Raw genomic sequence first — 23,251 nt, 5'->3', positions numbered from 1 at the left:
ATCACAAGCGGCGCAGAACCCACATCAGGGCCCGCCTGCGGCGCTGTTTGCGCTTGCGCAGATGATCCTGGGCTTGCATTTCTGCAAACAAGGCTTGCTCTTGGGCATAAACGCTGTTCATTTCCAGTGACTTGTAAGGATGTTGCATGGGCTCTCCTTTCATGATGCCCCCTATATGGCAGCCCCCGGAACGCATTGTCAGACCCCGGAATCGCACCTACATTTGCAAACATGCAAATCACTGACTGGACAGATTACGGGCTGTTCGCCGCCGTGGCCCGCCACGGCTCGCTCGCCCGCGCCGCACAGGAAACGGGGCTCAGCCAGGCCACGCTGTCGCGGCGCATGACCGCACTCGAACAGCGCACGGGCCGCCGTCTCTTTGTGCACGGGTCATCGGGCTACAGCCCCACCTCCGAAGGGCGCGCCCTGCTGGAACAGGCCAAGAAGATGGAGGCGGCGGCACGCGGCATCGCCCACTGGTCCGCCGCCCAGTCCGGCCCGCCCCGCGTGCGCATCTCGGCGGGCACATGGACCACGCTCTATCTGTCGCGGCATCTGTCGACCTATTGGCGACAGGGCGACCGCTGGACAGCCGAATTCGTCAGTTGCAACCAGGACATGGACATCGAACGGCGCGAGGTCGACATCGGCATCCGCAACCGCCGCCCCACTCACGATTGGCTGGCCGGGCGGCGCACAGGCCATGTGGAACACGCCGTCTATGCCACGTCCGAGGATGTGCGGGGATGGATCGGGCCCAGCGACGACACCGCCACCCTCCCCTCCGAGGCATGGACCGTCGCCAATCACGGCACAGACCTTGTCGCCGTCTCCAACGACCCCCAGGTGCGCATGGCGCTGGCTCAAAGCGGCGTGGGCCGCGTTGTCCTGCCCACCTTCGCCGCGGACACCGCACCGGGCCTTGTGCGCGTCTCCGGCATCATCGACGCGCTCACCACCGAAGAATGGCTGGTCTGCCACCAGGACACGCGGCACGACCCGGCCATCCGCGCCGCCCTCGATGCGCTCAGCACCTTCCTCAAACGCCCCCGCCCCTTGCGGGACGCGTCTCAAAGCCCTAGTTTAACAGTCGGATAACCGACGAGGTCCCCATGTTCGCGATCCCCGGCAAACAGGCCGTCAGCATCACCCCCCGCGCCGCCGCGCAAATCTCCAAACTGATGGAGAAAGAAGGCCACCAGGGCCTGCGCATCGGCGTGAAGAAGGGCGGCTGCGCAGGCATGGAATACACCATGGAATATGTCGACACCGCCGACCCCAATGACGAGACCGTCGAACAGGACGGCGCACGGGTCATGATCGCGCCGATGGCGCAGATGTTCCTGTTCGGCACGGAAATCGACTATGAAACCTCGCTTCTGGAATCGGGCTTCAAGTTCAACAACCCCAACGTGACCGACGCCTGCGGCTGCGGCGAGAGCATCTCGTTCAAGGACGTTGAAGAGTTGCGGGCCGAGCAGAACGCCCAGTAACATGGCCATCTCCGAGGAAGAGATCGACCACATCCTCGACCTCTTCTCGGGCGTGAATGACCTTTCCACCCGCAAGATGTTCGGCGGGATCGGCGTCTATTCCAGCGGCACCATATTTGCCGTGATGATGCGCGACGGCCGCCTGATGCTGAAGGGCCGCGGCGACATGATCGCCCGCCTGGACGCGCTCGGAATGAAGCGCTGGACCTACCAACGGCCCGGAAAATCCGAGACCGCCATGCCCTACTGGATCCTGCCCGAAAGCGCGCTTGAGGACAGCGAAGAGGCCTCCGCCCTCGCCCGCGAAGCCCTCACGCACCTGTAGGGTGGGCAATTTGCCCACCTCATATCCGCGCCTCAGCCGCCAAAGCCGCCTGAAAGGCCCGCATCAGCGGCATACGCTCCGCCGCCATCGCCCGCGCTGGAGCCGTGTTCAACGTCTCTGGCAACCCGAACAGCTTCACCTCGAAATGATCGAGGGCAAAGCGCTGATCCTCCAACCCCCGCGCCTCGGCCAACGGATCACCCCCATGCACGATCCCGGCCCCCAACCGCCCGGCGGTCACGAAGCAGCGCGCAATGCCAATGGCGCCCAACGCCTCCAATCGGTCGGCATCCTGTAGCACCTGCGCCTCCAGCGTCTCGCATGGATGCCCCGCTGAATAGCTGTGGCCCAGAATGGCAAGCGCCACGGCCTCCTGCCCCTGCAGACCCCGCGACGCCATCCAAGCCACCGCATGATCGGCGGACATCTGCGCCGCCTCCGTCCGGCGCGGGTGGTCCTTGGGCAGATTGATGATGTCGTGCAGATAGGCGGCGATCATCAGAACCTGCCGGTCCGTCGGCGTCTCAAGGGCATCCGCGATCCGCTGGCACGACGCCCAGACCCGGCGCACATGCCAGATGTCATGCGCGCCGTCGGTCTGTTCCGCCCAGACACGCGCGACTTCCGCTTCAAGTTCGCCCTGTAAGCTCATGACTTTCTTTGCAAATGGACGTAGGTTTCTTGAAACCGCGCGCTTAAATGATCCCCCGCCAGCATCACCTCACCTGACCCCTCCGGCGCCACATTCGTGTCATAGGTCGGATTGAAGAACAGCGGGATCGAAATCCGCTCGGCTGTCCCGCCCACAACCCGGTGCGGCGTCGCCTTCACCCGGCCCCCGGTCCAGAATTCCAGCATCTCGCCGAAGTTGATGATGAACTCTCCCGGCGGCGCGGACACGGGGATCCACCCGCCGCCCCGCTTGCGCACCTCCAACCCGGGCGAGCCATCGGTGGCCAGCAAGGTCAGGCAGCCGTAATCGGTATGGGTCGCGATGCCGAAATCCTTCGCCCCGGCCCAGTCCGGCCGCGCCGGGTAATAGTTGCCGCGCAACAGCGCCATGGGTGTCTCGAACGCCCCGTCAAAATGCGCCGCATCCGCCCCGATGGACCGCGCAATCGCAGCCAACAGCCCCCGCGCCACATCCAGCGCATCCCCGTAATAGCCTGATATCACACGCTTGAACGCAGGATCCTCCGGCCACAGGTTCGGCGCATAAAACCGCTTGTCCCCAAGGGGATGACCGGCAGGCATCTGAAACCCCACATCAAAGAACTGCTTGTAGTCGGGGTTCGCCTCCGGATCGACCTGCTCGGACCCCGGCGCACCCCAGCCCCGGTTCGACCCGGTCCGGGCCATGTCCACGGCGCGCTTCTCCGCCTCTGGCAAATGAAAGAACGCGCGATACGTGGCAATCGCCTCCCGCACCCGGTTCGCCGACAGGGCGGTGTTATGCACGGTGGCAAAGCCGACCCCGGTCGCCGCCTCGCCCAATGCCGCAAGGCTTGGCCCATCCCCGGCAGCCAACGCCGCCGCATCCAACCGTGGGATCATGTCACGCACTCCATCTTGGCGCAGCCCTACCGCGATGCTAGGACCAAGGCAAACAGGGAAAGGACCAAAGATGCGGCGCAAACTGGCAGCAGGCAACTGGAAGATGAACGGCACGCCAGAGATGCTGGCCGAACTCTCGACACTCTCAAGCGGCGACTCCGGCCCCCAAATCATCATCTGCCCCCCGGCCCCGCTTCTCACGCGCGCTGCGGATGTCACGCTGGGCAGTCGGGTCGAGATCGGCGGCCAGGACTGCCACGCCAACGCATCGGGCGCCCATACAGGCGACATCGCCGCCACGATGCTCAAGGACGCAGGCGCCACATCCGTGATCGTCGGCCATTCCGAACGCCGCGCCGATCACGCCGAAACGGATGCGCAGGTCCGCGCCAAGGCCGAAGCGGCCTGTCGCGCAGGCCTCACCGCCATCATCTGCATCGGCGAATCGGAAGAGGAACGGCTCGGCCCGGACTGCCTTGGCATCATTGCCGGACAACTCGACGGCTCCACGCCCGACACGGCCACGGCCGACACGACGGTCATCGCCTATGAACCGATCTGGGCCATCGGCACGGGCCGCGTGCCGACGATGGAACAAATCATCGAAACCCACGACATGATCCGCGCCAACCTCATCACCCGCTTTGGCGATCAGGGTGCACAGATGCGCATCCTCTATGGCGGATCTGTCAAACCCGCCAACGCCGCCGACATCTTCAAGGCCGAGAATGTCGACGGTGCCCTCGTCGGCGGTGCCTCGTTGAAAGCGTCGGACTTCCAGCCCATCATCGACGCCCTCGCCGCGTCCTGATCTTTCTTCTGGCCCAAAATACTTTGGGGGGTCTTGGGGGGCAAAGCCCCCCATCACCAAAAATGAATCGCGTCGCCGCAGGCGTCCTTCGGATCACCGGAGCGTCACCGGACAACCACCTCCGGCCCCATCATCAGGGTGGGCAACCAGATCGAGATGGCCGGAATATACGTGACCATGATCAGGAACACGAACAGCACCGCCAGGAACGGCAGTGCTGCCCGCACAACCCGCATCATCGGCATCCCCGCGACACCGCTCGTCACGAACAGGTTCAGACCCACCGGCGGCGTGATCATCCCGATCTCCATGTTCACCACCATGATGATGCCAAGGTGAATGGGATCGATCCCCAGCTCAATCGCGATGGGAAACACCAGCGGCGCCACGATGACCAACAGGCCCGACGGCTCCATGAACTGCCCGCCAATCAGCAAGATCACGTTCACGATGATCAGGAACACCACGGGGCCAAAGCCTGCATCCAGCATGGCGGACGCAATCTGCTGCGGAATCTGCTCGTCCGTCAAAACATGTTTCAGGATCAATGCGTTGGCAATGATGAACATCAACGTGACGGTCAGCTTGCCCGCCTCGAAAAACGCGTTTTTCGTGTCAGGGTGCACCAGCGCCAGCGGCATTCTGGCAAAGTCCGACGCGATGGACACCGGGTTCAGGTCCAGTCCGCGCAGCACCCGCTCCGCCGCGGCCCCCGCCGCCGCCACGGCAAGGCCGATGACTACGGATGTTGTCAGGTCAAGCCCACCCGCGACCAGCCAGATCAGAATACCGATCGCCAGTCCGCCCATCAGCGTGATGCCGGTAAAGTTGCCCGCACGCGGCGCATTGTTCGCAAACGGCCCCATGTCGCGGTAGATGAAGCTCGCGATCAGGAAGGAATAGATCGCGGCCACAGCCGCCGCTTCGGTGGGCGTAAAGATACCCCCGTAAATACCGCCCAGGATAATGATGATCAGGAACAAACCACCTGACGCCGCAGCCGCCGACGCGCCCACCTCACCCCAGCCCAGCCAGTCGCCCTTGGGCAGGTTCCTGATCTTGGCGATGGCATAGATCGTGACCATCAGCATGAAGCCCGCCAGCAAGCCCGGGATCACGCCTGCCAGGAACATCCGCCCCACGGACACGTCCACGGACGATGCATAGACAACCATCACAATCGACGGCGGGATCAGGATGCCAAGCGTGCCCGCATTGGCGATGACACCGGCGGCAAAATCCTTGGAATATCCCACCTGTTTCATGCCCGCGATCACGATGGATCCGATGGCGACAACCGTGGCGGGGCTGGACCCGGACAGGGCCGCGAACATCATGCAGGCAAACACACCCGCAATGGCCAGGCCACCGGGATAATGGCCCACCACGGCGATGGAAAACCGGATGATCCGCTTGGCCACACCGCCCGTCGACATGAAGGTCGAGGCAAGGATGAAAAACGGGATCGCAAGCAGCGTGTAGTGCCCGGCCATCGCCTGAAACAAGGTCTGCGCGATAGAGGCCAGCGACGTGTCGCTGAGCACCAGCAAAAAGATGATCGAGGACATGCCAAGCGACACGGCAATCGGCACCCCGATCAGCATCATCCCCACGACAAGGGCAAAGAGAATTGCAACTTCCATGGTCTCAGTCCCCGGCGTTCATGTGCTTGACATCTTCGACGGCGTCTTCGGCTTCGTGGCTGACGATCAGGCTGGTGGAAGTGCCGGTCCAGATGCGCACGAAGGCCTGGACAAAACGGAACAGAAGCAGGCCCATGCCAAAGGGCAGGATGGCATAGGGAATGAACCGCGGGATCTTCTCGTATTCCTCACCCTCGTTCATCAGGGGTTCGATCCAGTCGAGCCATGCGGGATGCGGAATATCGACCGTCTCGTACCAGCCACGGAAGGATGACCGCTTCATCTCTTCGAAGCCCGTCGGGAACCAGCGCCCGGTGGTTTGCGGCAGGTTGGCGAAGTTGGCCCAGTAGTCCCACGCCCCCTTGAACACGAGGAAGGCGTAACCGATGCAGATGGCCCCCGCGGCCAGCGCGATGATGCGTCGTGTGGGGGCGGAGAACAGGTTGATCACGGCATCGACGCCCAGATTGGCGGTGATCTTGACCGTGTAGGTGACCCCGAACAGCACAAGCCAGGCAAACAGGAATGTCGTCAGCTCAAGCCCCCAGATCAGACCGGTGTTGTAGCCGTAGCGCAGCACCACGTTGATGAAGGTGACGATAGTCATGCCTGCCAGCAAAAGCGCAATGGCCGTCTCTTCGATCTCGTTGATCACACGGGATAAACCGGTGCCAGGGTCATAGCCTGATGACATGGACCTGCCCCCTTTTCGGAGTTGTGTCTGGATAGATAAATCGGCCCGGCGGATCGTGCCGCCGGGCCTGTGTGCCACTTAATTGGTGGCGGCGTTGAAGGCCTGGGCCGCGTCGATGTTTTCCTGGCCCACGTCTTCGCGGAACTGTTCCCAAACCGGGCTCATCACGGCCACCCATTCGGCGCGCTGTTCAGGTGTCAGTTGGCGCACCACACCGCCCGCATCGATGATCGCCTGCTTGGCGGATTCGTTCACCGCAAAGGCTTCGGTGTTGCGCGTCTCCGTCACCTCGGCGACGATGGTGGCCAGCTGGTCACGCACGTCGTCATCCAGCGCATCCCAGAAGTCGGTCGAGGTCACGACGAGGTAGTCGATGATGCCGTGGTTGGTTTCGGTGATGCCGTCCTGCACCTCAAAGAACTTGCGCCCGAAGATGTTGGACCATGTGTTTTCCTGACCGTCCACAACGCCGGTTTGCAGCGCGCCGTAGACTTCGGAAAACGCCATGGGCTGGGGCGAGCCACCGATGGCCGCCATCTGCGCCTTGAGCACGTCGGAGTTCTGCACGCGGAATTTCAGACCTTCGGCATCCGAGGGCGAGATCAGCGGCTTGTTGGCCGACATCTGCTTCATCCCGTTGTGCCAGAAGGCAAGGCCCAGAAGGCCGCGACGGGTCATGGATTCCTTCATCGCCTGACCGGTTTCGGAGGCCTGGAACGCGTCGACCGCTTCGATGTCCTTGAACATGAAGGGCAGGTCGAAGATGCGGAATTGCTTGGTGAACTGTTCGAACTTGGACAGCGACGGGGCCGCCATCTGGACGTCGCCCTGCAGCAGTGCCTCGAGCACCTGATCATCATTGTAGAGCGTCGAGTTCGGGAACACTTCCATGCAGGCGGTGCCGTTCATCTCTTCGTTCACACGGTCCTGCAACAGCGTTGCGGCGATGCCCTTGGGGTGCTTGTCGGTGTTGGTCACGTGGCTAAACTTGATGACGATTTCGCCATCGTCGCAGGCAGCGGCCACAGCGCCCGCGCTGACGGTCAATGCCAATGCGGCAGCGGTCAGGAATTTCATGGTCTGTCTCCTCCCAGAGGTCGTGTTTTTCTGACATGTCCCCGCGGGGACATAATGTCGTGTCCCCGCGGGGACAGCGATCTGGAGAAAAGCAGACCGTACGGTGGGGTACACGTTTTCTTTTTGTTTACCCGATGCGGAACTCATTTTTTCCAATTATTTCCACGCTATGTAATCCATTCTGAATGTCGCGAAGGTGTTGCGCCGGATGTGACTGTGTGGAATTTCGCACGGGGTCACGCAACACTGTGTGGGTTCCCGCACAGTGTTAGCGTCGATACTCCTCGGGACGAATCCCGTATTTCTTGAGCTTGTCGTAAAACGTCTTGCGCGGCAGCTTGAGAGCCTCTGCCGCAGCCGACGCGTGCCCGTTCTGCCGTCCCAACGCCGCCACCAGCAAGGACCGTTCGACCCGCGCCATCTGTTCGGCCAGACCCAGATCGACGGCCTTGGACGCGTCCTCGGGCATGCCCAGCACGAAACGCATGGCGGCACTCATCAGCGACCGCGCGTTGCCGGGCCAATCCTGCGCCATCAGGGCGGCCATGTGGTCCGGGGCCAGTTCAGGCGGCGTGAGCCCCGCCTGTTCGGCGGCCTGGGCGACGTAGTGGCGGAACAGGATCGGGATATCCTCGGGGCGCTCGGACAGGCTGGGGATGCGGATCGGGAACATTTCGATCTTGTAATAGAGATCGGCGTTCAATGCGCCCTCTTCGACCGCTGAGCCCAGGTTACGGGTGCTGCCGGCGATCAGGCGGGGATCACTGCCTGCTTCCAACGCTTCGAGCAGTGCCAACTGGCTGGCATGGGGCAGCCCGGTGATTTCATCCAGAAACAGGCTGCCGCCCTTGGCCTGGTCCATCGCCTCGGCCAGCGCATTGGGGCGCAGGTCGGCGGCGGCGCGTTTGACAAAGGGCGCCTTTGAGCGCAGGGACGACAGGTGGATGACCTCGGCCACCTTGGAAATACCGCAGCCGGGCGCGCCCGTCACCAGCACCTCGGTTTCGAGCGGGGCCAACAGGCGCACACGGTCGCGCAGGCCCTCGGCCAGGTCGGATTGCCCAAAGAGCATGCGGGCCGCCGGGTCGCCGCTTTGCACCAGGTGTCGGAGCCTGCGGTTTTCCAGCACCAGCGCGCGGGTGTTCAAGGCGCGTTGAAGAACGGCCAGCAAATCATTGGGTGCGCAGGGTTTTTCAAGAAACCCAAAGGCCCCGTCGCGCATGGCCTGCACCGCCATGGGAATGTCGCCTTCGCCCGTCAGCAAGATCACGGGCAGGTCCGCGTCCACCTTGCGGGTGTGGGCCAGCAGGTGGAACCCGTCACGGCCCGGCATGCGGATATCGGACAGGATCACCCCGTCGAAATCGCGGGTGATATGATCCTTGGCCACCACAAAGGACCCTGCCGGGATGGTAGTCAGATCCGCCAATTCAAGCGTTTGGGACAGCGCATCGCGCACCGCAGCGTCATCGTCGACCAGCAGAACGTGGGTGGTCATGCCGCAACCTCTTGCGTCCAGGGTTGCAGGGTGACGGTAAAGACAGCGCCCTGCGCCCCGTTCGCACCGTGGATTTCACCGCCAAAGCCCTGGATGATGCCATAGGAAATCGACAGGCCCAGCCCCATGCCTTCGGATGCGCCCACCTCTTTTGTCGAATAGAACGGATCGAACACCCGGTCCGGCGTTTCAATCCCCGGCCCCGTGTCCGCGATGGTGACAGAGCCGGTGTCGACCGTGATTGTCAGTCTGCGCGTGTCCTGCCCCGCCATGGCGTCGATGGCGTTCGAGATGAGATTGACAAAGACCTGGCCCAGCCGCACCTCGCCCCCCGAGACCCAGATGGGATGGCCCGGCAGGCGAAGGTCGAGCGTCACGTCCTCGTTCCGGATGCGCGGCGTTGTCAGTTCCACCGCGCTTTGCACCGCGGCGGCAAGGTCCACGCGCACGGCCGGTTCGCTTTCCTGGCGCGAAAAGGCGCGCAGGTTCTTGATGATGCGGCCCATGCGCCGCGCCATGTCCGCGATGCGGTTCAGGTTGTCGCCGGCCCGGTCCGGCCTGTCCCGGTGCAGGAAGGCCTGCGCGTTGTCGGCATAGGTCTGGATCGCCATCAGCGGCTGGTTGAGTTCGTGGGAGAGCCCCGCGCTCATCTGTCCAAGCGCGCTGAGCTTGCCAGCCTGGACAAGGTCCGCCTGCGCCTGCGCCAGGGCGGCTTGGGCCTCTTCGCGTTCTTCGGCCTCGCGGCGCAGCTGTGCGTTTGTGTCCGACAGTTCGGCGGTGCGTTCGGAGACCCGCGCTTCGAGCAGGGCGTTGGCTTCGGCCAATGTGCGGCGGCGTTCGGTCGCAAGGAACAGGAGCGCGCCAAAGGCAAGGCAGAGCCCGGCCACGGCGGCCGCTTGCAGTGTCGCGAGGCGGCGGGCGGGGGCCACATCCACCAGCGCCTCGCCCGTCATGCCGATCACCGGCAGGGGCCGCACGAGGTGCAGGGCGTTTTGCGGCAGGTATGGCCCCCAGCCCAGCTGCCAGACCTCGTGCTTGCCCAACGTGTAGCTGTCGAAGGGCAGCGCGGGGGCGTCGGCGGGTTTCAGTCCCGGCCCGGTTTCCGACCGCTGCCAGTAGACGATTTCGGACCGGTTGGTGATGAACACCCGGTCGCGCCCATCCGTGAAGAAGACCGCCGGGTTGGACCCGACCCAGTCCCATTCGATGCCCGCAAGATCGACGGTGACCACCACCGTGCCGATGACATCCGACTGCGCGTCAAAGACGGGCGCGGCATAGGCGAACACGCGGGTGCCCTGCCCGGTGCGCCCGTTGCCCCAGCCCAACGCGCCCTGCGCCGCGCGCCGGATCAGTGCGGTTGCATCAAGGCTGGGCGTGTCGGGGCGTGCGGCGGCCAGGATCAGCCCGTCTGCATCGGTGAGGCGGATGTCTTGCGCGGCGGTCTTGTCCGCGATGTTGAGAAACAGCGCCTCGGCCTGGGTGATATCCTCGCCCGCCAGTGCGGCGCTGACCCGCGGGTGGTCGGCCACCAGCACCGCCAGTTCGCGGTAGCGTTGCAATTGCCCAGTCAGCCGGTCGGAGGCGAGCGCCAGGTCGGACTGCCCTTGTCGCGCCAGCTGGTCCAGCGCCTGAAAGTAGCCATAGCGCCAGACGCCTGCCGATGCGGCGGCGACAAGGGCGATGAAGCCGAGGATGACGCTGATCCGTCTGAGATGTCCCATGGCGCGCACCCTAGCCTTGGGTGTTCGTGCTTGCCAAGGCGGTGCGGGCCTGAGACATCTGGGCCCATGTTGATCCAGTCCCCGCATGCGCCTGATTTTGTCCAGGACCCTTATTCGGTTTATGACCGCGCGCGTCGCGATGGTCCGGTCGTGTATTGGCAGGACTATGGACTGCATGCGGCGTTTGACCATGGATCGGTGCATGCGCTCTTGCGCGACAAGCGGTTGGGACGGGCGGTGCCGGGGCGCGGCGCGGCGGCCCCCCATCTGGCGGATTTCGATGCGGTTGAGCGGTATTCGCTGCTGGAGTTGGAGCCGCCCGCACATACGCGGTTGCGGCGCTTGGTGCTGCATGCGTTCACCTCGCGCCGGATTGCGGGGCTGGAGGGGGACATTCGCAGCATCTGCGCCGCGGTGCTGGCCGGGCTGCCGCAGGGGCCGTTTGACCTGATCCCCACCTATTGCCAGTTGGTTCCGGTGCGCGTGATCGCGCGCTTGCTGGGCGTGCCGGAGGAGATGGGGCCGGACCTGCTGCGGTGGTCGGCGGCGATGGTGGCGATGTATCAGGCGGGGCGCACGCGAGCTATCGAAGAGGCTGCGAACACGGCAGCGGGCGAATTTTCGGCGTTCTTGTCCGGGTATATCGAGGAGCGGCGGGATGATCCGCGCGATGACCTGATCACCGAGCTGATCGCGGCGGAAGATGGCGGCGAGACGCTGAGCCGGGAGGAGATGATCGGGACCTGCGTGCTGCTCTTGAACGCGGGGCACGAGGCGACGGTGCATTCGCTGGGCAATGCGGTGAAGGCGCTGGTGGAGTATCGGCCTGCCGCCGCGCTGGCACATCCGGAACGGTGCGTGGAGGAGGTGATGCGATACGACCCGCCGCTGCACATGTTCACGCGCCATGTCTATGAACCGATCGAGGTGGGCGGCCATGCCTTGGGTCCGGGCGACGAGATCGCGCTGATGCTGGGGGCCGCCGGGCGCGATCCGGCGGTGTTCGATGCCCCTGACCGGTTCAATCCGACACGGGTGAAGAACGCGCATGTGGCCTTTGGCGGCGGACTGCATTTCTGCGTGGGCGCGCCGCTGGCACGGCTGGAGATGCAGATCGCGCTGCCGATGCTGTTCGAGGCGCTGCCGGACCTCAAGATCGTCGAACCCCCACAATACGCCGACAGCTACCACTTTCACAAACTCGACCGGCTGATCGTGTCGGCCACGTGAGTCGGGACCGGGTCAAGGATGGCCAACGGCCACCGCCAAAGGCGGCTTGTCCTTGATGCGGGCGCGACTCACATCACCCTTGATCAGGTCTGCTTAAGACGCATTGCGCCTTAAGCGACCTCTCAGCAGAAATACCGAACCGATCAACCGGCACATGCGCAGACAGCAAAGCGTCGCCTCTCCACTGGCAGAAAGAGAAATGCGCGGTAGCGCTCAATCGGATCACGGCTCCAAGGGGAGCATCGTGGTGGACTTGATCTCTTCCATCGACAGAAGCGCCGTGACATTGTGCACCCGCACCTCCGAGATCAGCGCCTGATAGAAGGCGTCATAGGCGCGGGCGTTTTTCACCCGCACTTTCAGGATGTAATCAATGTCGCCCGCGAGCCGGTGCGCCTCCTGCACCTCGGGGCGGTCTTGCAATGCTTGCAGGAACTTCGCTTGCCAATCGGCCTCATGCTCGGACGTGCGGATGAGGACAAAGAAACAGGCCTCGAACCCCAGCGCCTCGGCATCCAGCACCACGGTCTGTTGCCCGACCACGCCCGCCTCGCGCAGCTTGCGAATCCGGTTCCACACCGGCGTCTTCGACGACCCCACGGCGCGCGCGATGTCATCCAGCGACTGGCTTGCGTCGCGCTGCAACTCGGCCAGAATTTTGCGATCCACGTCATCGATGCGAACAGACATTCCAAAGCGCTCCAATCCGGGAAACAGGTGTTCTGCGCCTGCACACAATTAGAACAATCATCCTTATCTGCGCCACTGTCTAGCGATAATACGGAAAAATTTCCTATATTGAGGGTCAGAATTCATGGATCGAGGCGCAGATGAACCATTTTCCCATCTTCCTGAACACTGCGGGACGTCGGATTGTGCTGTCGGGGGGCGGTGACGCCGCGCTGGCCAAGCTGCGCCTGCTGATGAAGACGACGGCGCATATATCGGTCTTTGCGCCAGATGCCGATGATCAGATCAGGGCATGGGCTGCCGAGGGCAAGCTGCGCCTGATCGCGCGTGCGATGGAGCCCGGTGACACGCTGTGCGCGGCCCTGTTCTATGCCGCTGACGAAGACGCGACCGAAGACAAGCGCACGGCGGCCATCGCCCATGCAGATGGTGCGCTGGTCAATATCGTGGACAATCTGGCCGATAGCCAGTTCATCACCCCCGCCATCGTCGATCGTGACCCCGTGACTGTTGCCATCGGCACCGAAGGGGCCGCGCCGGTGCTGGCCCGCGCCATCAAGGCCGATCTGGAAGAACGCCTGCCCACATCGCTGGGCACGCTGGCCCGCATTGGCAAGGCGTTTCGCAAGGCCGCAGACGCCCTGCCCTTTGGCCGCGCGCGCCGCGATTTCTGGCGTGACTACTATTTCAATGCCGGCCCCAAGGCGTTTGCCACTGGCGAAGAGGCCATTCAGCCCGCGCTGGATGAACTTCTGGCCGACCACCTCATGAAAGATGCCCGCAAGGGTCATGTCGCCTTTGTCGGCGCGGGCCCCGGCGATCCGGAACTCTTGACCCTCAAGGCGCGCAAGGCGCTGGATGAGGCGGATGTGGTGATCTATGACCGTCTGATTTCCAAGGAAATTCTGGAACTGGCACGGCGCGAAGCGACCATGATTGACGTGGGCAAGGAAGCCTTTGGCCCCTCCACCCCCCAAGAGGTCATCAACGATCTGATCGTGGAACATGGGCTGAAAGGTGCGCAGGTGGTGCGCCTGAAATCCGGTGACGCCACCGTGTTCGGCCGTCTGGACGAGGAAATCGAGGCCGTGACGCACGCCGGTGTGGACTATCACATCGTGCCGGGCATCACCGCCGCATCCGCCGCCGTGGCGTCCATTGGTCAGTCGCTGACGCGCCGGGGCCGCAACTCCTCCGTCCGGTTCCTGACCGGCCATGACACGCGCGGCTTTGCCGATCACGATTGGAAGGCGCTGGCCCAACCCGGCGAAGTGGCCGCGATCTACATGGGCAAGAAATCCGCCCGCTTTATTCAGGGCCGCCTGATGATGCACGGGATTGATCCGGCCACGCCCGTGACCTTCGTTGAAAACGCCAGCCGCGCCGATCAACAGGTGCTGTCCACCACCGTGGCCGAGATGGAGCCGACCCTGACACAAGCCGGTCTTGGCGGCCCTGCCCTGACCTTCATCGGTCTGGCCCCGCGCGCCGCATTGGCCGCCATTCCAGACATTCCCATGCCCCAAATGCCCGAACCGATCCAGGAGGCGCAGTGATGCCCAAAGCGTTCACCCCCAAAGTTGTCACCGCCAATCATCTGCTGGCGGGCGACGTGATCTACCAGACCGCCACCGGCTGGACCCGCAGGCTGGAAGACGCCGAAGTGCTGACCGATGAGGCCGATGCCGATCTGCGCCTGATCGATGCCTCTCAGCAGGTGGATGAGGTTGTGGGCGCCTATCTGGCCGATGTGGCCGTTCACGATGGCGTGCCAGTCCCGACCCATTTCCGCGAGGACTTCCGGGCCACCGGCCCCAGCAACTACGCCCATGGCAAGCAAGTGGAGCTGAACTGATGTACAGCTATTCCGAGTTCGACACCGCCTTTCTGGCCGAGCGGAACGCGCAGTTCCGTCAACAGGTCGATCGCCGCATCTCCGGCGCGCTGACCGAGGATGAGTTCAAACCGCTGCGCCTGATGAACGGCCTCTACCTGCAACTACACGCCTACATGCTGCGCGTGGCGATCCCCTATGGCACGTTGTCATCCGCCAAGATGCGCAAGCTGGCCGAGATCGCGGAACGGTGGGACAAGGGCTATGGCCACTTCACCACGCGCCAGAACATCCAGTACAACTGGCCCGAACTGAAGGACGTGCCCGACATGCTGGACGCGTTGGCCGAGGTCGGCATGCACGCCATCCAGACCTCCGGCAACACGATCCGCAACGTGACGGCTGACCATTTTGCCGGGGCCGCCGCCGATGAAATCGCCGACCCGCGCCCCGTGGCCGAGCTGATGCGCCAGTGGTCCACCGACCACCCCGAGTTCCAGTTCATGCCGCGCAAGTTCAAGATCGCCATCACCGGATCGCCCAATGACCGCGCCGTGACGAAAGCGCACGATATCGGCGTCCGTATGGTCGAACGCGAGGGCGTGCGCGGGTACGAGATCATCGTGGGCGGTGGTCTGGGCCGCACACCCATGATAGGCAAGGTCATCAACGACTTCCTGCCCGAAGCGGACCTGCTGCCCTATCTTGAGGCCGTCGTGTCGGTCTGGAACCAGATCGGGCGGCGCGACAACAAGTACAAGGCGCGCATCAAGATCACCGTGCACGAGCATGGTATTGATGAGATCCGCCGTCTGGTCGACGAACGGTTTGTCGAAACCCGCAAGACGTTCTCGGGCGTGGACGTGCAGATGCTGCGCGAGATCGAAGCGCATTTCGCCGCCCCCGCCTTCAAGGTGGCGTCCGAGGCGCCGTTCAAGGACGCCTATCACAATGATCCGGTGTTCCGCAGCTGGGCGGACACCAACCTGACCGCACACAAGGCCGACGGCTATAAGATCGTGTCGATTTCGCTGAAGAAACACGGCGATACGCCCGGTGATGCGACAGCGGACCAGATGCGCCTGATGGCGGACCTGGCCGAAGAGTTCGCCCATGACGAATTGCGCATCAGCCACGAGCAGAACGTGATCCTGCCGCATGTGCATGTGTCGGACCTGCCAGCCGTCCACGCGCGGCTCAAAGAGGCCGGGCTTGCAACCGCCAATATCGGCCTGATCAGCGACATCATCGCCTGCCCCGGCATGGACTATTGCGCGCTGGCCACCGCCCGGTCGATCCCGATTGCGCAGGAGATCGCGACCGCCTTTGATGACCTCAAGCGCGAACACGAGATCGGTGCGCTCAAGATCAAGATCTCGGGCTGCATCAACGCCTGTGGGCACCACCATGTGGGCCATATCGGGATCCTCGGCCTCGACCGCGCCGGTGTCGAGAACTACCAGATCACGCTGGGCGGCGATCACACCGAAACGGCTGCCGTGGGCGACCGGGTCGGCCCCGGCTTCTCGGCCACCGAGATCGTGCCTGCGGTGGAACGGATCGTGGACACCTATCTGGACCTGCGCAGGGGCGAGGACGAACCCTTCCTCGACACCTACCGCCGCACCGGCATGGCCCCGTTCAAGGCCGCGCTGTACCCCGAGACGAAAGTGGCCGCAGAGTAAGCGCGCATGCTTCATTGTTCTCCAAATATGCATGGCCCGACGCAGCCCGATGCGCAGGTGATGGTCAGCGCGCTGAACGCGCAACTGACCCATCATGGTGCCACGGACGTGCTGCGCGCGGCCTTCGACGCTGTGCCGGATATCGCGCTGGTGTCCAGCTTTGGCGCGGAATCGGTGGTACTGCTGCACCTTGCCGCGATGGTGAAACGGGATGTGCCGGTGATCTTCATCGACACCGAGATGCTCTTTGCAGAAACGCTGGTGTACCAGCAGGACGTGGCGGAACGTCTGCGGCTGGAGAACGTCACAGTGATCCGCGCAGACGACATTGACGCAAAAGACCCGGACGGCACCCTGCATCAGCGTGACCCGGATGCGTGCTGCGCGCTGCGCAAGACCCGTCCGCTACAAAAGGCGCTTGTGCCCTATGGCGGCTGGATGACGGGCAGGAAACGCTACCAATCCGGCACGCGCGCAACGCTTGAGTTCTTCGAGGTCGAAGAGGCCACGGGCCGGATCAAGGTGAACCCGCTGGCCCGTTGGGCGCCCGAGGACGTGCGTGACTACATGGTTGAAAACCGCCTGCCCCGGCACCCGCTGGTGGCGCAGGGCTATCCCAGCATCGGGTGCGCACCGTGCACATCCAGGGTGGCAGACGGAGAAGACCCGCGCGCCGGGCGCTGGCGGGATCAGGACAAGGACGAATGTGGCATCCATTTTGTCGATGGCAAGATGGTGCGGACAGGAGAAAGCACATGACAATCGTAGTGACCGATCAGGGCTTTGGCCCGGACACATGGGATGGCGGCTATGCCCCGCTGGGCGAGGCCGCGAATGATGCGGCCGCACTTGACGTGCCCAGCGATGCGGACCCCGATCAGATCCCGCTGAATGCGGACATCATCCGCGTGGATTTCCCCAGCTTTGCCGATGGGCGCGGGTTCACCATTGCCCGGATGCTGCGCCTGCGCGGGTTTCAGGGCCGTCTGCGCGCAAAGGGCCATGTGATTTCGGATCAATACGCGATGGCGCGACGCGCGGGTTTTGACGAGGTCGAGATCAGCCAGGCGCTGGCCGCCCGCCAGCCCGAAGACCAGTGGCAGTTCCGCGCCGATTGGCAAAGCCACGACTATCAGGCCCGCCTGCGCGGCGCTTCCAATCACTGACGCGCGTCGGGCGCGGCCCGTGATCCAGATCAAGGCGCGCGACCTTTCGCGCGTTTACCCATCCACAAAATCCTTCCCAAAGTGAGAGGCGCAGGTGTAAACCTGCGTTGACATATTCATGACCGAGCAAACACCCGTGAACGAGACCACCGCCGTCAAGGCGACCCCCACCCTGCCCGATGCGCAGACCGTGACCGAGATCGAGCATTACACCGACCGGCTGTTCCGCTTCCGCTGCACGCGCCCTGCGTCGCTGCGCTTTCGGTCGGGCGAGTTCGTGATGATCGGCCTGATGGGCGATCCGCACCCCGAGACGGGCAAGCAAAAGCCGCTGCTGCGCGCCTATTCCATCGCGTCGCCGTCCTGGGACGAGGAGTTGGAGTTCTATTCCATCAAGGTGCAGGACGGCCCGCTGACGTCGAAACTGCAGCACATCCAGCCGGGCGACGAGATCATCCTGCGCCCCAAGCCCGTGGGCACGCTGGTGCATGACGCGCTGCTGCCCGGCAAGCGCATCTGGTTCTTTGCCACCGGCACCGGTTTTGCCCCCTTCGCGTCGCTGCTGCGCGAGCCGCAGACCTATGAAGATTACGACGAGGTCATCATCACCCACACCTGCCGGGAAGTGGGCGAGCTGACTTATGGCCGTGATCTGATCGAGAGCCTGAAATCAGACGAATTGCTGAACGAGGTGATCGGCGACGGGTTCTGGAAGAAGATCAAGTATTATCCCACCACCACCCGCGAAGAGAGCCCCAAGATGGGCCGCATCACCGATCTGATGAAGTCGGGCGACGCCTTTGCCGATCTGGGCGTGCCGCCCCTGAACCCCGAGACAGACCGCGCGATGATCTGCGGAAACCTGGCCTTCAACCTCGAACTGAAAGAGATGTTCGAGGGGTATGGGCTGGAGGAAGGGGCCAATTCAAAGCCTGCGCACTACGTGGTCGAAAAGGCGTTCCTGGACTGAGCGCAAAAAAGACCAGGCGATCCATACAAAAAGCCCTGGCCATCACCAGGGCTTTTTTCATTTTTTATGTCGGCTGGCGGACAGAGCTGCCGTTCGAGATCGTTGACCGAATGTCCGCAATCTGGCCGCCATCGGCCATTGTTCAGCCTGGTCGGAACATAAGTAGATAGATCAACAACGCAACTGTACAGAACGAAGTGAGCCAGCCCACAACGAGGTACATATCCTTCACGCGGTCAGCGAAGCGTATGCTCAACTCTTCCATTCGTATATCCGGATCAGGCCTCCAAGAGTCGAACAGACGTGGAACAACTGCTGCCAGCCCATGCGCTATTCCAGTCGGAAGGAGCAATAAAACAAAACCAAAGCCAAAGGCACCGATCGTAACCCCTGTGATAGTCCAAGCATCGGAAAAAGCACCGACAATCGTCATCAATATGATGGCCGAGCACAGAACTGAGTTGCACCCTATCAGTAGCGCTCCGACGCGCTGCATGGGCGTTTTGGGTGCCGTCCTCGCCCAAAGGAGAAAACTCGTTGGAATTTCACGTTATTCAAACCTCTTGCTGCGTTGACGCCTGCCCTACTATAGCGGTCACTAGCGAAAAGCGCAGCATCGGTCATCTTGGACCCAAACCAGCCATTCCCTACTCCGCACAAATGAAAAAGCGCCCCTGAGCCTCAGGAGCGCTTTCACATGTTGCAAAGATCGGTTGGATCAGAGACCCATAGCCGATTTCAGCTGGTCCAGCAGGCCTTGCAGAACTTCGGGGTTGTTCTGCGCTTGCTCGATCCCGGCCTTGAGCGTGGTTTTCTGAACGGTGCTCAGGGCCTCGGAGTTGTCGATCATCTCGGCAACCTTCTCGAAATTGAACCCGTCGACGGTTAGAAGTTTGGCCGCGCCGCCTGCGTCTTCGGTGCCTTCCGTGGCCGTCACTGCCGCCTCGTCAATGGCTGCGTCGGCGGTTTCGGTTGCCGCGTCTTCCGTCACTGCATCCGTTGCTGCGTCTGCGGCACCCTCTGCGGCTTCGGTGGTTGCATCAACCGCGTCGGTTGCAGCGTCTGTTGTGGCTTCGGCTGCGTCGGTTGCGGCGTCTGTTGTGGCTTCGGCTGCGTCTGTTGCGGCGTCTGTGGTGGCTTCGGCCGCGTCTGTTGCGGCTTCGGTCGTTGCGTCAACGGCGTCCGTCGCGGCCTCTGTCGTGGCTTCGGCGGCGTCGGCGGCTGTGTCGGCGGCCGCGTCTACCGCGTCGCCGGCTGCGTCCGTGGCCGCGTCTGCCGCATCTGCCGTTGCGTCTGCCGCGTCGGTGGCGGTGTCCGTCGCGGCATCTGCCGCCTCCGATGCAGTGCCGGTCACGGCATCAACAGCGTCGCTGGCCGCGTCGGTTGCGGCGTCCACCGCGTCACCGGCTGCATTTGCCGCGTCTTCGGCCAGGGCCTGTGCCCCGTCCACCGCGTCGGCTGCCGCATCAGCGGCACCTTCTGCCAGGTCAGTGGCCGCATCAACCGCTGCACCCGCTGTCTCTTCCACCGCGTCCACGGCCGCTTCGCCCGCATCCGTGGCGGCGTCCACAGCGTCGGTCGCCGCCTCTTGCGTGGCCTCGACCGCCTCGCCGACGGCCTCGCTTGCGCTGTCGAGCGCTTCGGGCGCATTCACGGCGTCTGCCGCCTGTGTTGCCACCTCTTGGGGGGTCTGGCCGGAGTAGAGCAGATAGGCCCCACCCGCGATCACGACCGCTACGATAATCCAGATGAGATTTCTCATGGCACTGTCCTTTTATGTGTCCGCGATCAACTGTGTGTCCGCGCCTTTGGTTCCGGGTGTCAGATGCGGGCCGGAAAGAAAAGGTTCAAGGGGGAAAATTGCAGATTTCGGCGCAGGATGGCCGATTCATAGGGTTGAAGAAAACCGGGTCAAAGGCTACCTTCCGGCCTCATATTTTTGGAACGATCAAAGGACGACCACCATCGCTCGCAGACCCCACAACGCGCCGCCCCAGAGAGACACCGGCCCGCGCGTCAATGACAAGATCCGTGCAACTGAAATTCGCCTGATTGGCGCCGACGGCGAAAATGTCGGTGTTGTCACCCCCGCCCGCGCCATGGACATGGCGGATGAGGCCGGGCTGGATCTGGTTGAAATCTCGCCCAATGCCAATCCGCCCGTGTGCAAGATCATGGATTTCGGCAAGTTCAAGTACGAGACGCAGAAACGCGAAGCCGAAGCCCGCAAGAAGCAGAAGATCATCGAGGTGAAGGAGGTCAAGTTCCGCCCCAACACCGACACCAACGATTACGATGTGAAGATGCGCAACGTCTTCAAGTTCCTTGAAAACGGCGACAAGGTGAAGGTGACCCTGCGATTCCGTGGCCGCGAGATGGCGCACCAGAACCTGGGTCGCGAATTGCTGGAACGGGTGGCCGAGGACACCAAGGACATCGGCAAGGTCGAGAACTTTCCCAAGATGGAAGGCCGTCAGATGGTCATGATGATCGGGCCATTGCCGCAGAAGTGACGACCGGATCAGCCGAACAGACGACAGGGCGCTGCAGCTGCGGCGCCCTTTCCTTTTCCGGCGCCCGTTGCGGTGCGGCAGGCCCTGTGTCGCGCCGGGATCAGACGTTCACATTGTTGGCCAGATCATCGGTGTCCTCGTCCGTGGCGTCCTGCGCCGTGGCGTCAAAAAGCCTTGACCCCAGCTCCATCATCTTGCCCGTCTCTGCGGTGTATTGATCCAGGGCCTTCTGCAGGAAGGTCATTTGCAGCGCCTGCACCTCGGCCGGGGTCTTGGCGTGCAACAACGCGTGTTGCAGGGCCACGTCCTCGCGGACCCGTTCGGCCACAAAGGCCATCCATTCCGCGCCCATGCCGCTCATCCGGTCAAGCGTGCCTGACCCAAACCAGTTGAGCGCGCCAAGCCCCGCCGATTGCCAATGCGCAAGCGCGTCCGCCATGCTGGGTGCGGTGGCGGTGTGGTCTTTTGCGGTGTCGCTGCGTTTCATGGTGCGTGATCCTCCCTGTGGCGGTTTCATGCTACCACAGCAAGGCGCCGCATAGAGTGATCCGGATCAAAAGTGATCGCGGCACGCGGTCTGTTGCCGAAAAAAGAGGCCAGCGGATGCTGGCCCCTTGACGTGATGGGATCAGGTCTGCGGATTGGCCGCTGTGTCGGCCACAACGACGGCCTGCACAAAGCCGCTGAACGGATCGTCGATATTGCCCGAGCCGTCACGCAGCAGGAAATCCGCCGCGACGGTCACGGAATTGCCGGAGATGCGGGTGATATCCAGGTCCACCTCCTGCTCCAGCACATGGTGATCCCCGTTGTTGTAGCGCAGGCGAAAGCCTTTCAGCATTGCTTCGGCTTTTTGCACATTTGCACCGAACACCACGGTTTGGGATTCCCGCTGTTTGCGCCCGCGGGTCGGATCGAAATGAATGGTCAGTTGACGAAATTCGACAGCCATCTGTGTAACTCCTTGGATAAAATGACTTTAAGGATCACTGCGAAATATGCAGCGGGCTGATCATAGCACGAATTGCTTGCGGTCACCCCGGTTGGATATGTGTCAGCGCGCCCATCGGCGGCTTCTGGCTCACGCGGGTGTGCGCGTCGCGGACCTTGACCTTGGGCCGCCCCCAATCGACAAGTGGCCCTTTCAATGACGGAGCCCGAACATGCCGCAATTTGCCCGCTATCCCAGCCTTGATCACACCCCCGTTCTGGTAACTGGCGGGGCGTCGGGGATCGGGCGGCTTACGGTCCAAGCCTTTGCCGATCAGGGGGCCCGGGTCGTGTTTCTGGATCGCGACGCCGATGCCGCGGCCGAGGTCACGAAAGCCACCGGCGCGGCGCACGCGCTTTGCGATTTACGCGACATCGACGCGACCCGCGCGGCCATTGCCACGTTGGCCGAACAGGTTGGCCCCTTTACCGTGCTGGTCAACAATGCCGCCCGCGACGACCGCCACAACTGGCAGGATGTCACGCCCGACTACTGGGACGAACGGATGCAGACCAATCTGCGCCACATGTTCTTTGCCATTCAGGCGGTGGCCCCCGGCATGATCGCGGCAGGCGGCGGGTCCATCATCAACCTTGGGTCCAATTCCTGGTGGGAGGCCGGTGGCGGCTTTCCCGCCTACACCACGGCCAAGGCCGCCGTGCACGGCCTGACCCGCACCATGGCGCGCGATCTGGGCGACCACCGCATCCGGGTGAACACCGTCGTGCCTGGCTGGATCATGACCGACCGGCAGAAAGAGCTGTGGGCGACGCCGGAGGCGTTGGAGGCGCACCGCGCACGGCAATGCCTGCCGGATCTGATCGATCCGGTGTATGTGGCGCGGATGGTGCTGTGGCTGGCGTCTGACGATGCAGCCATGTGCACGGCCAACAACTTCATGGTCGAGGCGGGATCGATCTAGGGCAAGTCCAGCCGCGCCGCCTTGGCCGCGTTGAAAAGATCGCGCAGGTGCCCGAATTCGGCCACAAGCACACACCGCGTCCGGTTGGTGTCACTGCTGTGGCGCGCGGTGCACAGCGTGTCTGACGCGGCGCGTGGAATGTCGGTGTCCAGCATCGTGGCCAGGGCATCGGCATAGCGCTGCATGGTGTCGGTGAGGTCGGAAAAACATCTGGCCGCGGGGCCGGAGTCGGCCCGTTCGCAACGTGCAATCGCGAGTGCGAGACAGTGGGATTGCATAGGGGCACGCAGATCATCGCCCAGCCCGTCCACGGCCTTGACGCACCCCACGATATTGGCGCGCAGGACACGGGATTCGTCGGCCTGCACGCCGCCTGAAACACACAAAAGGGCCGCCACCAGGCAGCCATTTCGCACGGGTGTACGCAA

Annotated in this window: 26 protein-coding genes; 13 read left to right on the top strand and 13 right to left on the bottom strand. The window is 63.2% G+C overall.

The window, feature by feature from the left end:
• Position 1: 1 nt before the first annotated feature.
• Positions 2-148: a hypothetical protein gene (locus tag Q0844_RS01440; protein ID WP_299041313.1), complete on the bottom strand. Its 147-nt coding sequence runs from the start codon at positions 146-148 to the stop codon at positions 2-4.
• An 83-nt stretch (positions 149-231) separates the two neighbouring features.
• On the opposite strand from Q0844_RS01440, the gene Q0844_RS01435 reads away from it, so the two are divergent.
• Genes Q0844_RS01435 through Q0844_RS01425 form a run of 3 tightly spaced genes read left to right on the top strand, consistent with a single transcriptional unit; the run spans position 232 to position 1,821 of the window.
• On the top strand, positions 232-1,101 hold the full coding sequence (locus tag Q0844_RS01435; protein ID WP_299041310.1) for a LysR family transcriptional regulator: 870 nt from the start codon (positions 232-234) through the stop codon (positions 1,099-1,101).
• Positions 1,102-1,115: 14 nt separating this feature from the next.
• Complete coding sequence (locus tag Q0844_RS01430; protein WP_299041307.1) at positions 1,116-1,496, top strand: iron-sulfur cluster assembly accessory protein; 381 nt, start codon at positions 1,116-1,118, stop codon at positions 1,494-1,496.
• 1 nt (position 1,497) lies between these two features.
• The gene (locus tag Q0844_RS01425; protein ID WP_299041306.1) at positions 1,498-1,821 is read left to right on the top strand and encodes a TfoX/Sxy family protein; all 324 of its coding nucleotides are present in this window, start codon (positions 1,498-1,500) and stop codon (positions 1,819-1,821) included.
• A gap of 19 nt (positions 1,822-1,840) precedes the next feature.
• Here Q0844_RS01425 and Q0844_RS01420 read toward each other — a convergent pair whose 3' ends face one another.
• Together Q0844_RS01420 and Q0844_RS01415 are read right to left on the bottom strand one after the other, a co-directional pair.
• Entirely contained in the window at positions 1,841-2,473 is a 633-nt protein-coding gene (locus Q0844_RS01420; RefSeq protein WP_299041304.1) for an HD domain-containing protein, read from the bottom strand.
• Positions 2,470-3,375, bottom strand: a complete 906-nt coding sequence (locus tag Q0844_RS01415) for a 2-oxoglutarate and iron-dependent oxygenase domain-containing protein (RefSeq protein ID WP_299041303.1) — start codon at positions 3,373-3,375, stop codon at positions 2,470-2,472. Before Q0844_RS01415 ends, Q0844_RS01420 begins: the two co-directional genes overlap by 4 nt.
• Positions 3,376-3,445: 70 nt before the next feature.
• Between Q0844_RS01415 and tpiA the strand changes: the two genes are divergently transcribed.
• Positions 3,446-4,186: a triose-phosphate isomerase gene (tpiA, locus tag Q0844_RS01410; protein ID WP_299041301.1), complete on the top strand. Its 741-nt coding sequence runs from the start codon at positions 3,446-3,448 to the stop codon at positions 4,184-4,186.
• Between the two features lie 104 nt (positions 4,187-4,290).
• On the opposite strand, the gene Q0844_RS01405 is transcribed toward tpiA, so the two are convergent.
• The 5 genes from Q0844_RS01405 to Q0844_RS01385 form a co-directional block, all read right to left on the bottom strand.
• The gene (locus Q0844_RS01405) at positions 4,291-5,829 is read right to left on the bottom strand and encodes a TRAP transporter large permease (protein ID WP_299041299.1); all 1,539 of its coding nucleotides are present in this window, start codon (positions 5,827-5,829) and stop codon (positions 4,291-4,293) included.
• A 4-nt stretch (positions 5,830-5,833) separates the two neighbouring features.
• The gene (locus Q0844_RS01400; protein WP_299041296.1) at positions 5,834-6,523 is read right to left on the bottom strand and encodes a TRAP transporter small permease; all 690 of its coding nucleotides are present in this window, start codon (positions 6,521-6,523) and stop codon (positions 5,834-5,836) included.
• A 78-nt stretch (positions 6,524-6,601) separates the two neighbouring features.
• Complete coding sequence (locus Q0844_RS01395) at positions 6,602-7,600, bottom strand: DctP family TRAP transporter solute-binding subunit (RefSeq protein ID WP_299041294.1); 999 nt, start codon at positions 7,598-7,600, stop codon at positions 6,602-6,604.
• A 268-nt stretch (positions 7,601-7,868) separates the two neighbouring features.
• Positions 7,869-9,098, bottom strand: coding sequence for a sigma-54 dependent transcriptional regulator (locus Q0844_RS01390; protein WP_299041292.1), 1,230 nt, complete (start codon positions 9,096-9,098; stop codon positions 7,869-7,871).
• On the bottom strand, positions 9,095-10,822 hold the full coding sequence (locus Q0844_RS01385) for an ATP-binding protein (RefSeq protein ID WP_299041289.1): 1,728 nt from the start codon (positions 10,820-10,822) through the stop codon (positions 9,095-9,097). Before Q0844_RS01385 ends, Q0844_RS01390 begins: the two co-directional genes overlap by 4 nt.
• A gap of 66 nt (positions 10,823-10,888) precedes the next feature.
• Between Q0844_RS01385 and Q0844_RS01380 the strand changes: the two genes are divergently transcribed.
• Entirely contained in the window at positions 10,889-12,052 is a 1,164-nt protein-coding gene (locus Q0844_RS01380) for a cytochrome P450 (RefSeq protein WP_299041287.1), read from the top strand.
• A 222-nt stretch (positions 12,053-12,274) separates the two neighbouring features.
• Here the strand turns inward: Q0844_RS01380 and Q0844_RS01375 are convergent, their stop codons facing one another.
• Positions 12,275-12,742 (bottom strand): Lrp/AsnC family transcriptional regulator, encoded by a 468-nt coding sequence (locus Q0844_RS01375; protein ID WP_299041286.1) that lies wholly within the window; start codon positions 12,740-12,742, stop codon positions 12,275-12,277.
• A gap of 140 nt (positions 12,743-12,882) precedes the next feature.
• Here Q0844_RS01375 and cysG point away from each other — a divergent pair, with 140 nt between their 5' ends.
• The 6 genes from cysG (at position 12,883) to Q0844_RS01345 (ending at position 18,397) form a co-directional block, all read left to right on the top strand.
• Positions 12,883-14,298 carry a siroheme synthase CysG gene (gene cysG, locus Q0844_RS01370; RefSeq protein ID WP_299041283.1) on the top strand — a complete coding sequence of 472 codons (1,416 nt, stop codon included), beginning with the start codon at positions 12,883-12,885 and terminating at the stop codon, positions 14,296-14,298.
• Positions 14,298-14,597, top strand: coding sequence for a DUF2849 domain-containing protein (locus Q0844_RS01365; RefSeq protein ID WP_299041281.1), 300 nt, complete (start codon positions 14,298-14,300; stop codon positions 14,595-14,597). Before cysG ends, Q0844_RS01365 begins: the two co-directional genes overlap by 1 nt.
• Entirely contained in the window at positions 14,597-16,261 is a 1,665-nt protein-coding gene (locus Q0844_RS01360; RefSeq protein ID WP_299041279.1) for a nitrite/sulfite reductase, read from the top strand. Before Q0844_RS01365 ends, Q0844_RS01360 begins: the two co-directional genes overlap by 1 nt.
• 27 nt (positions 16,262-16,288) lie before the next feature.
• The gene (locus Q0844_RS01355) at positions 16,289-17,020 is read left to right on the top strand and encodes a phosphoadenylyl-sulfate reductase (RefSeq protein WP_299041277.1); all 732 of its coding nucleotides are present in this window, start codon (positions 16,289-16,291) and stop codon (positions 17,018-17,020) included.
• Positions 17,017-17,427 carry a DUF934 domain-containing protein gene (locus Q0844_RS01350; RefSeq protein ID WP_299041275.1) on the top strand — a complete coding sequence of 137 codons (411 nt, stop codon included), beginning with the start codon at positions 17,017-17,019 and terminating at the stop codon, positions 17,425-17,427. Before Q0844_RS01355 ends, Q0844_RS01350 begins: the two co-directional genes overlap by 4 nt.
• 118 nt (positions 17,428-17,545) lie before the next feature.
• Entirely contained in the window at positions 17,546-18,397 is an 852-nt protein-coding gene (locus tag Q0844_RS01345; RefSeq protein ID WP_299041273.1) for a ferredoxin--NADP reductase, read from the top strand.
• Between the two features lie 718 nt (positions 18,398-19,115).
• On the opposite strand, the gene Q0844_RS01340 is transcribed toward Q0844_RS01345, so the two are convergent.
• Entirely contained in the window at positions 19,116-20,159 is a 1,044-nt protein-coding gene (locus Q0844_RS01340; RefSeq protein WP_299041271.1) for a translation initiation factor 3, read from the bottom strand.
• Positions 20,160-20,361: 202 nt separating this feature from the next.
• Between Q0844_RS01340 and infC the strand changes: the two genes are divergently transcribed.
• Entirely contained in the window at positions 20,362-20,910 is a 549-nt protein-coding gene (infC, locus tag Q0844_RS01335; protein WP_366522998.1) for a translation initiation factor IF-3, read from the top strand.
• A gap of 100 nt (positions 20,911-21,010) precedes the next feature.
• On the opposite strand, the gene Q0844_RS01330 is transcribed toward infC, so the two are convergent.
• Both Q0844_RS01330 and Q0844_RS01325 read right to left on the bottom strand, forming a co-directional pair.
• Positions 21,011-21,397 carry a phasin family protein gene (locus Q0844_RS01330; protein ID WP_299041267.1) on the bottom strand — a complete coding sequence of 129 codons (387 nt, stop codon included), beginning with the start codon at positions 21,395-21,397 and terminating at the stop codon, positions 21,011-21,013.
• A 141-nt stretch (positions 21,398-21,538) separates the two neighbouring features.
• On the bottom strand, positions 21,539-21,862 hold the full coding sequence (locus Q0844_RS01325; protein ID WP_299041263.1) for a hypothetical protein: 324 nt from the start codon (positions 21,860-21,862) through the stop codon (positions 21,539-21,541).
• Between the two features lie 211 nt (positions 21,863-22,073).
• On the opposite strand from Q0844_RS01325, the gene Q0844_RS01320 reads away from it, so the two are divergent.
• Positions 22,074-22,823, top strand: coding sequence for an SDR family oxidoreductase (locus tag Q0844_RS01320; RefSeq protein WP_299041260.1), 750 nt, complete (start codon positions 22,074-22,076; stop codon positions 22,821-22,823).
• Here Q0844_RS01320 and Q0844_RS01315 read toward each other — a convergent pair.
• On the bottom strand, positions 22,820-23,251 hold the full coding sequence (locus Q0844_RS01315) for a hypothetical protein (protein WP_299041258.1): 432 nt from the start codon (positions 23,249-23,251) through the stop codon (positions 22,820-22,822). The two genes, Q0844_RS01320 and Q0844_RS01315, sit on opposite strands and share 4 nt — an antisense overlap.

The organism is uncultured Tateyamaria sp. (genome assembly GCF_947503465.1).
In the GTDB taxonomy this organism is placed as follows: domain Bacteria; phylum Pseudomonadota; class Alphaproteobacteria; order Rhodobacterales; family Rhodobacteraceae; genus Tateyamaria.
Note: the sequence above shows the minus strand (reverse complement) of the source record. Positions and strands in the feature narration are given on the sequence as shown.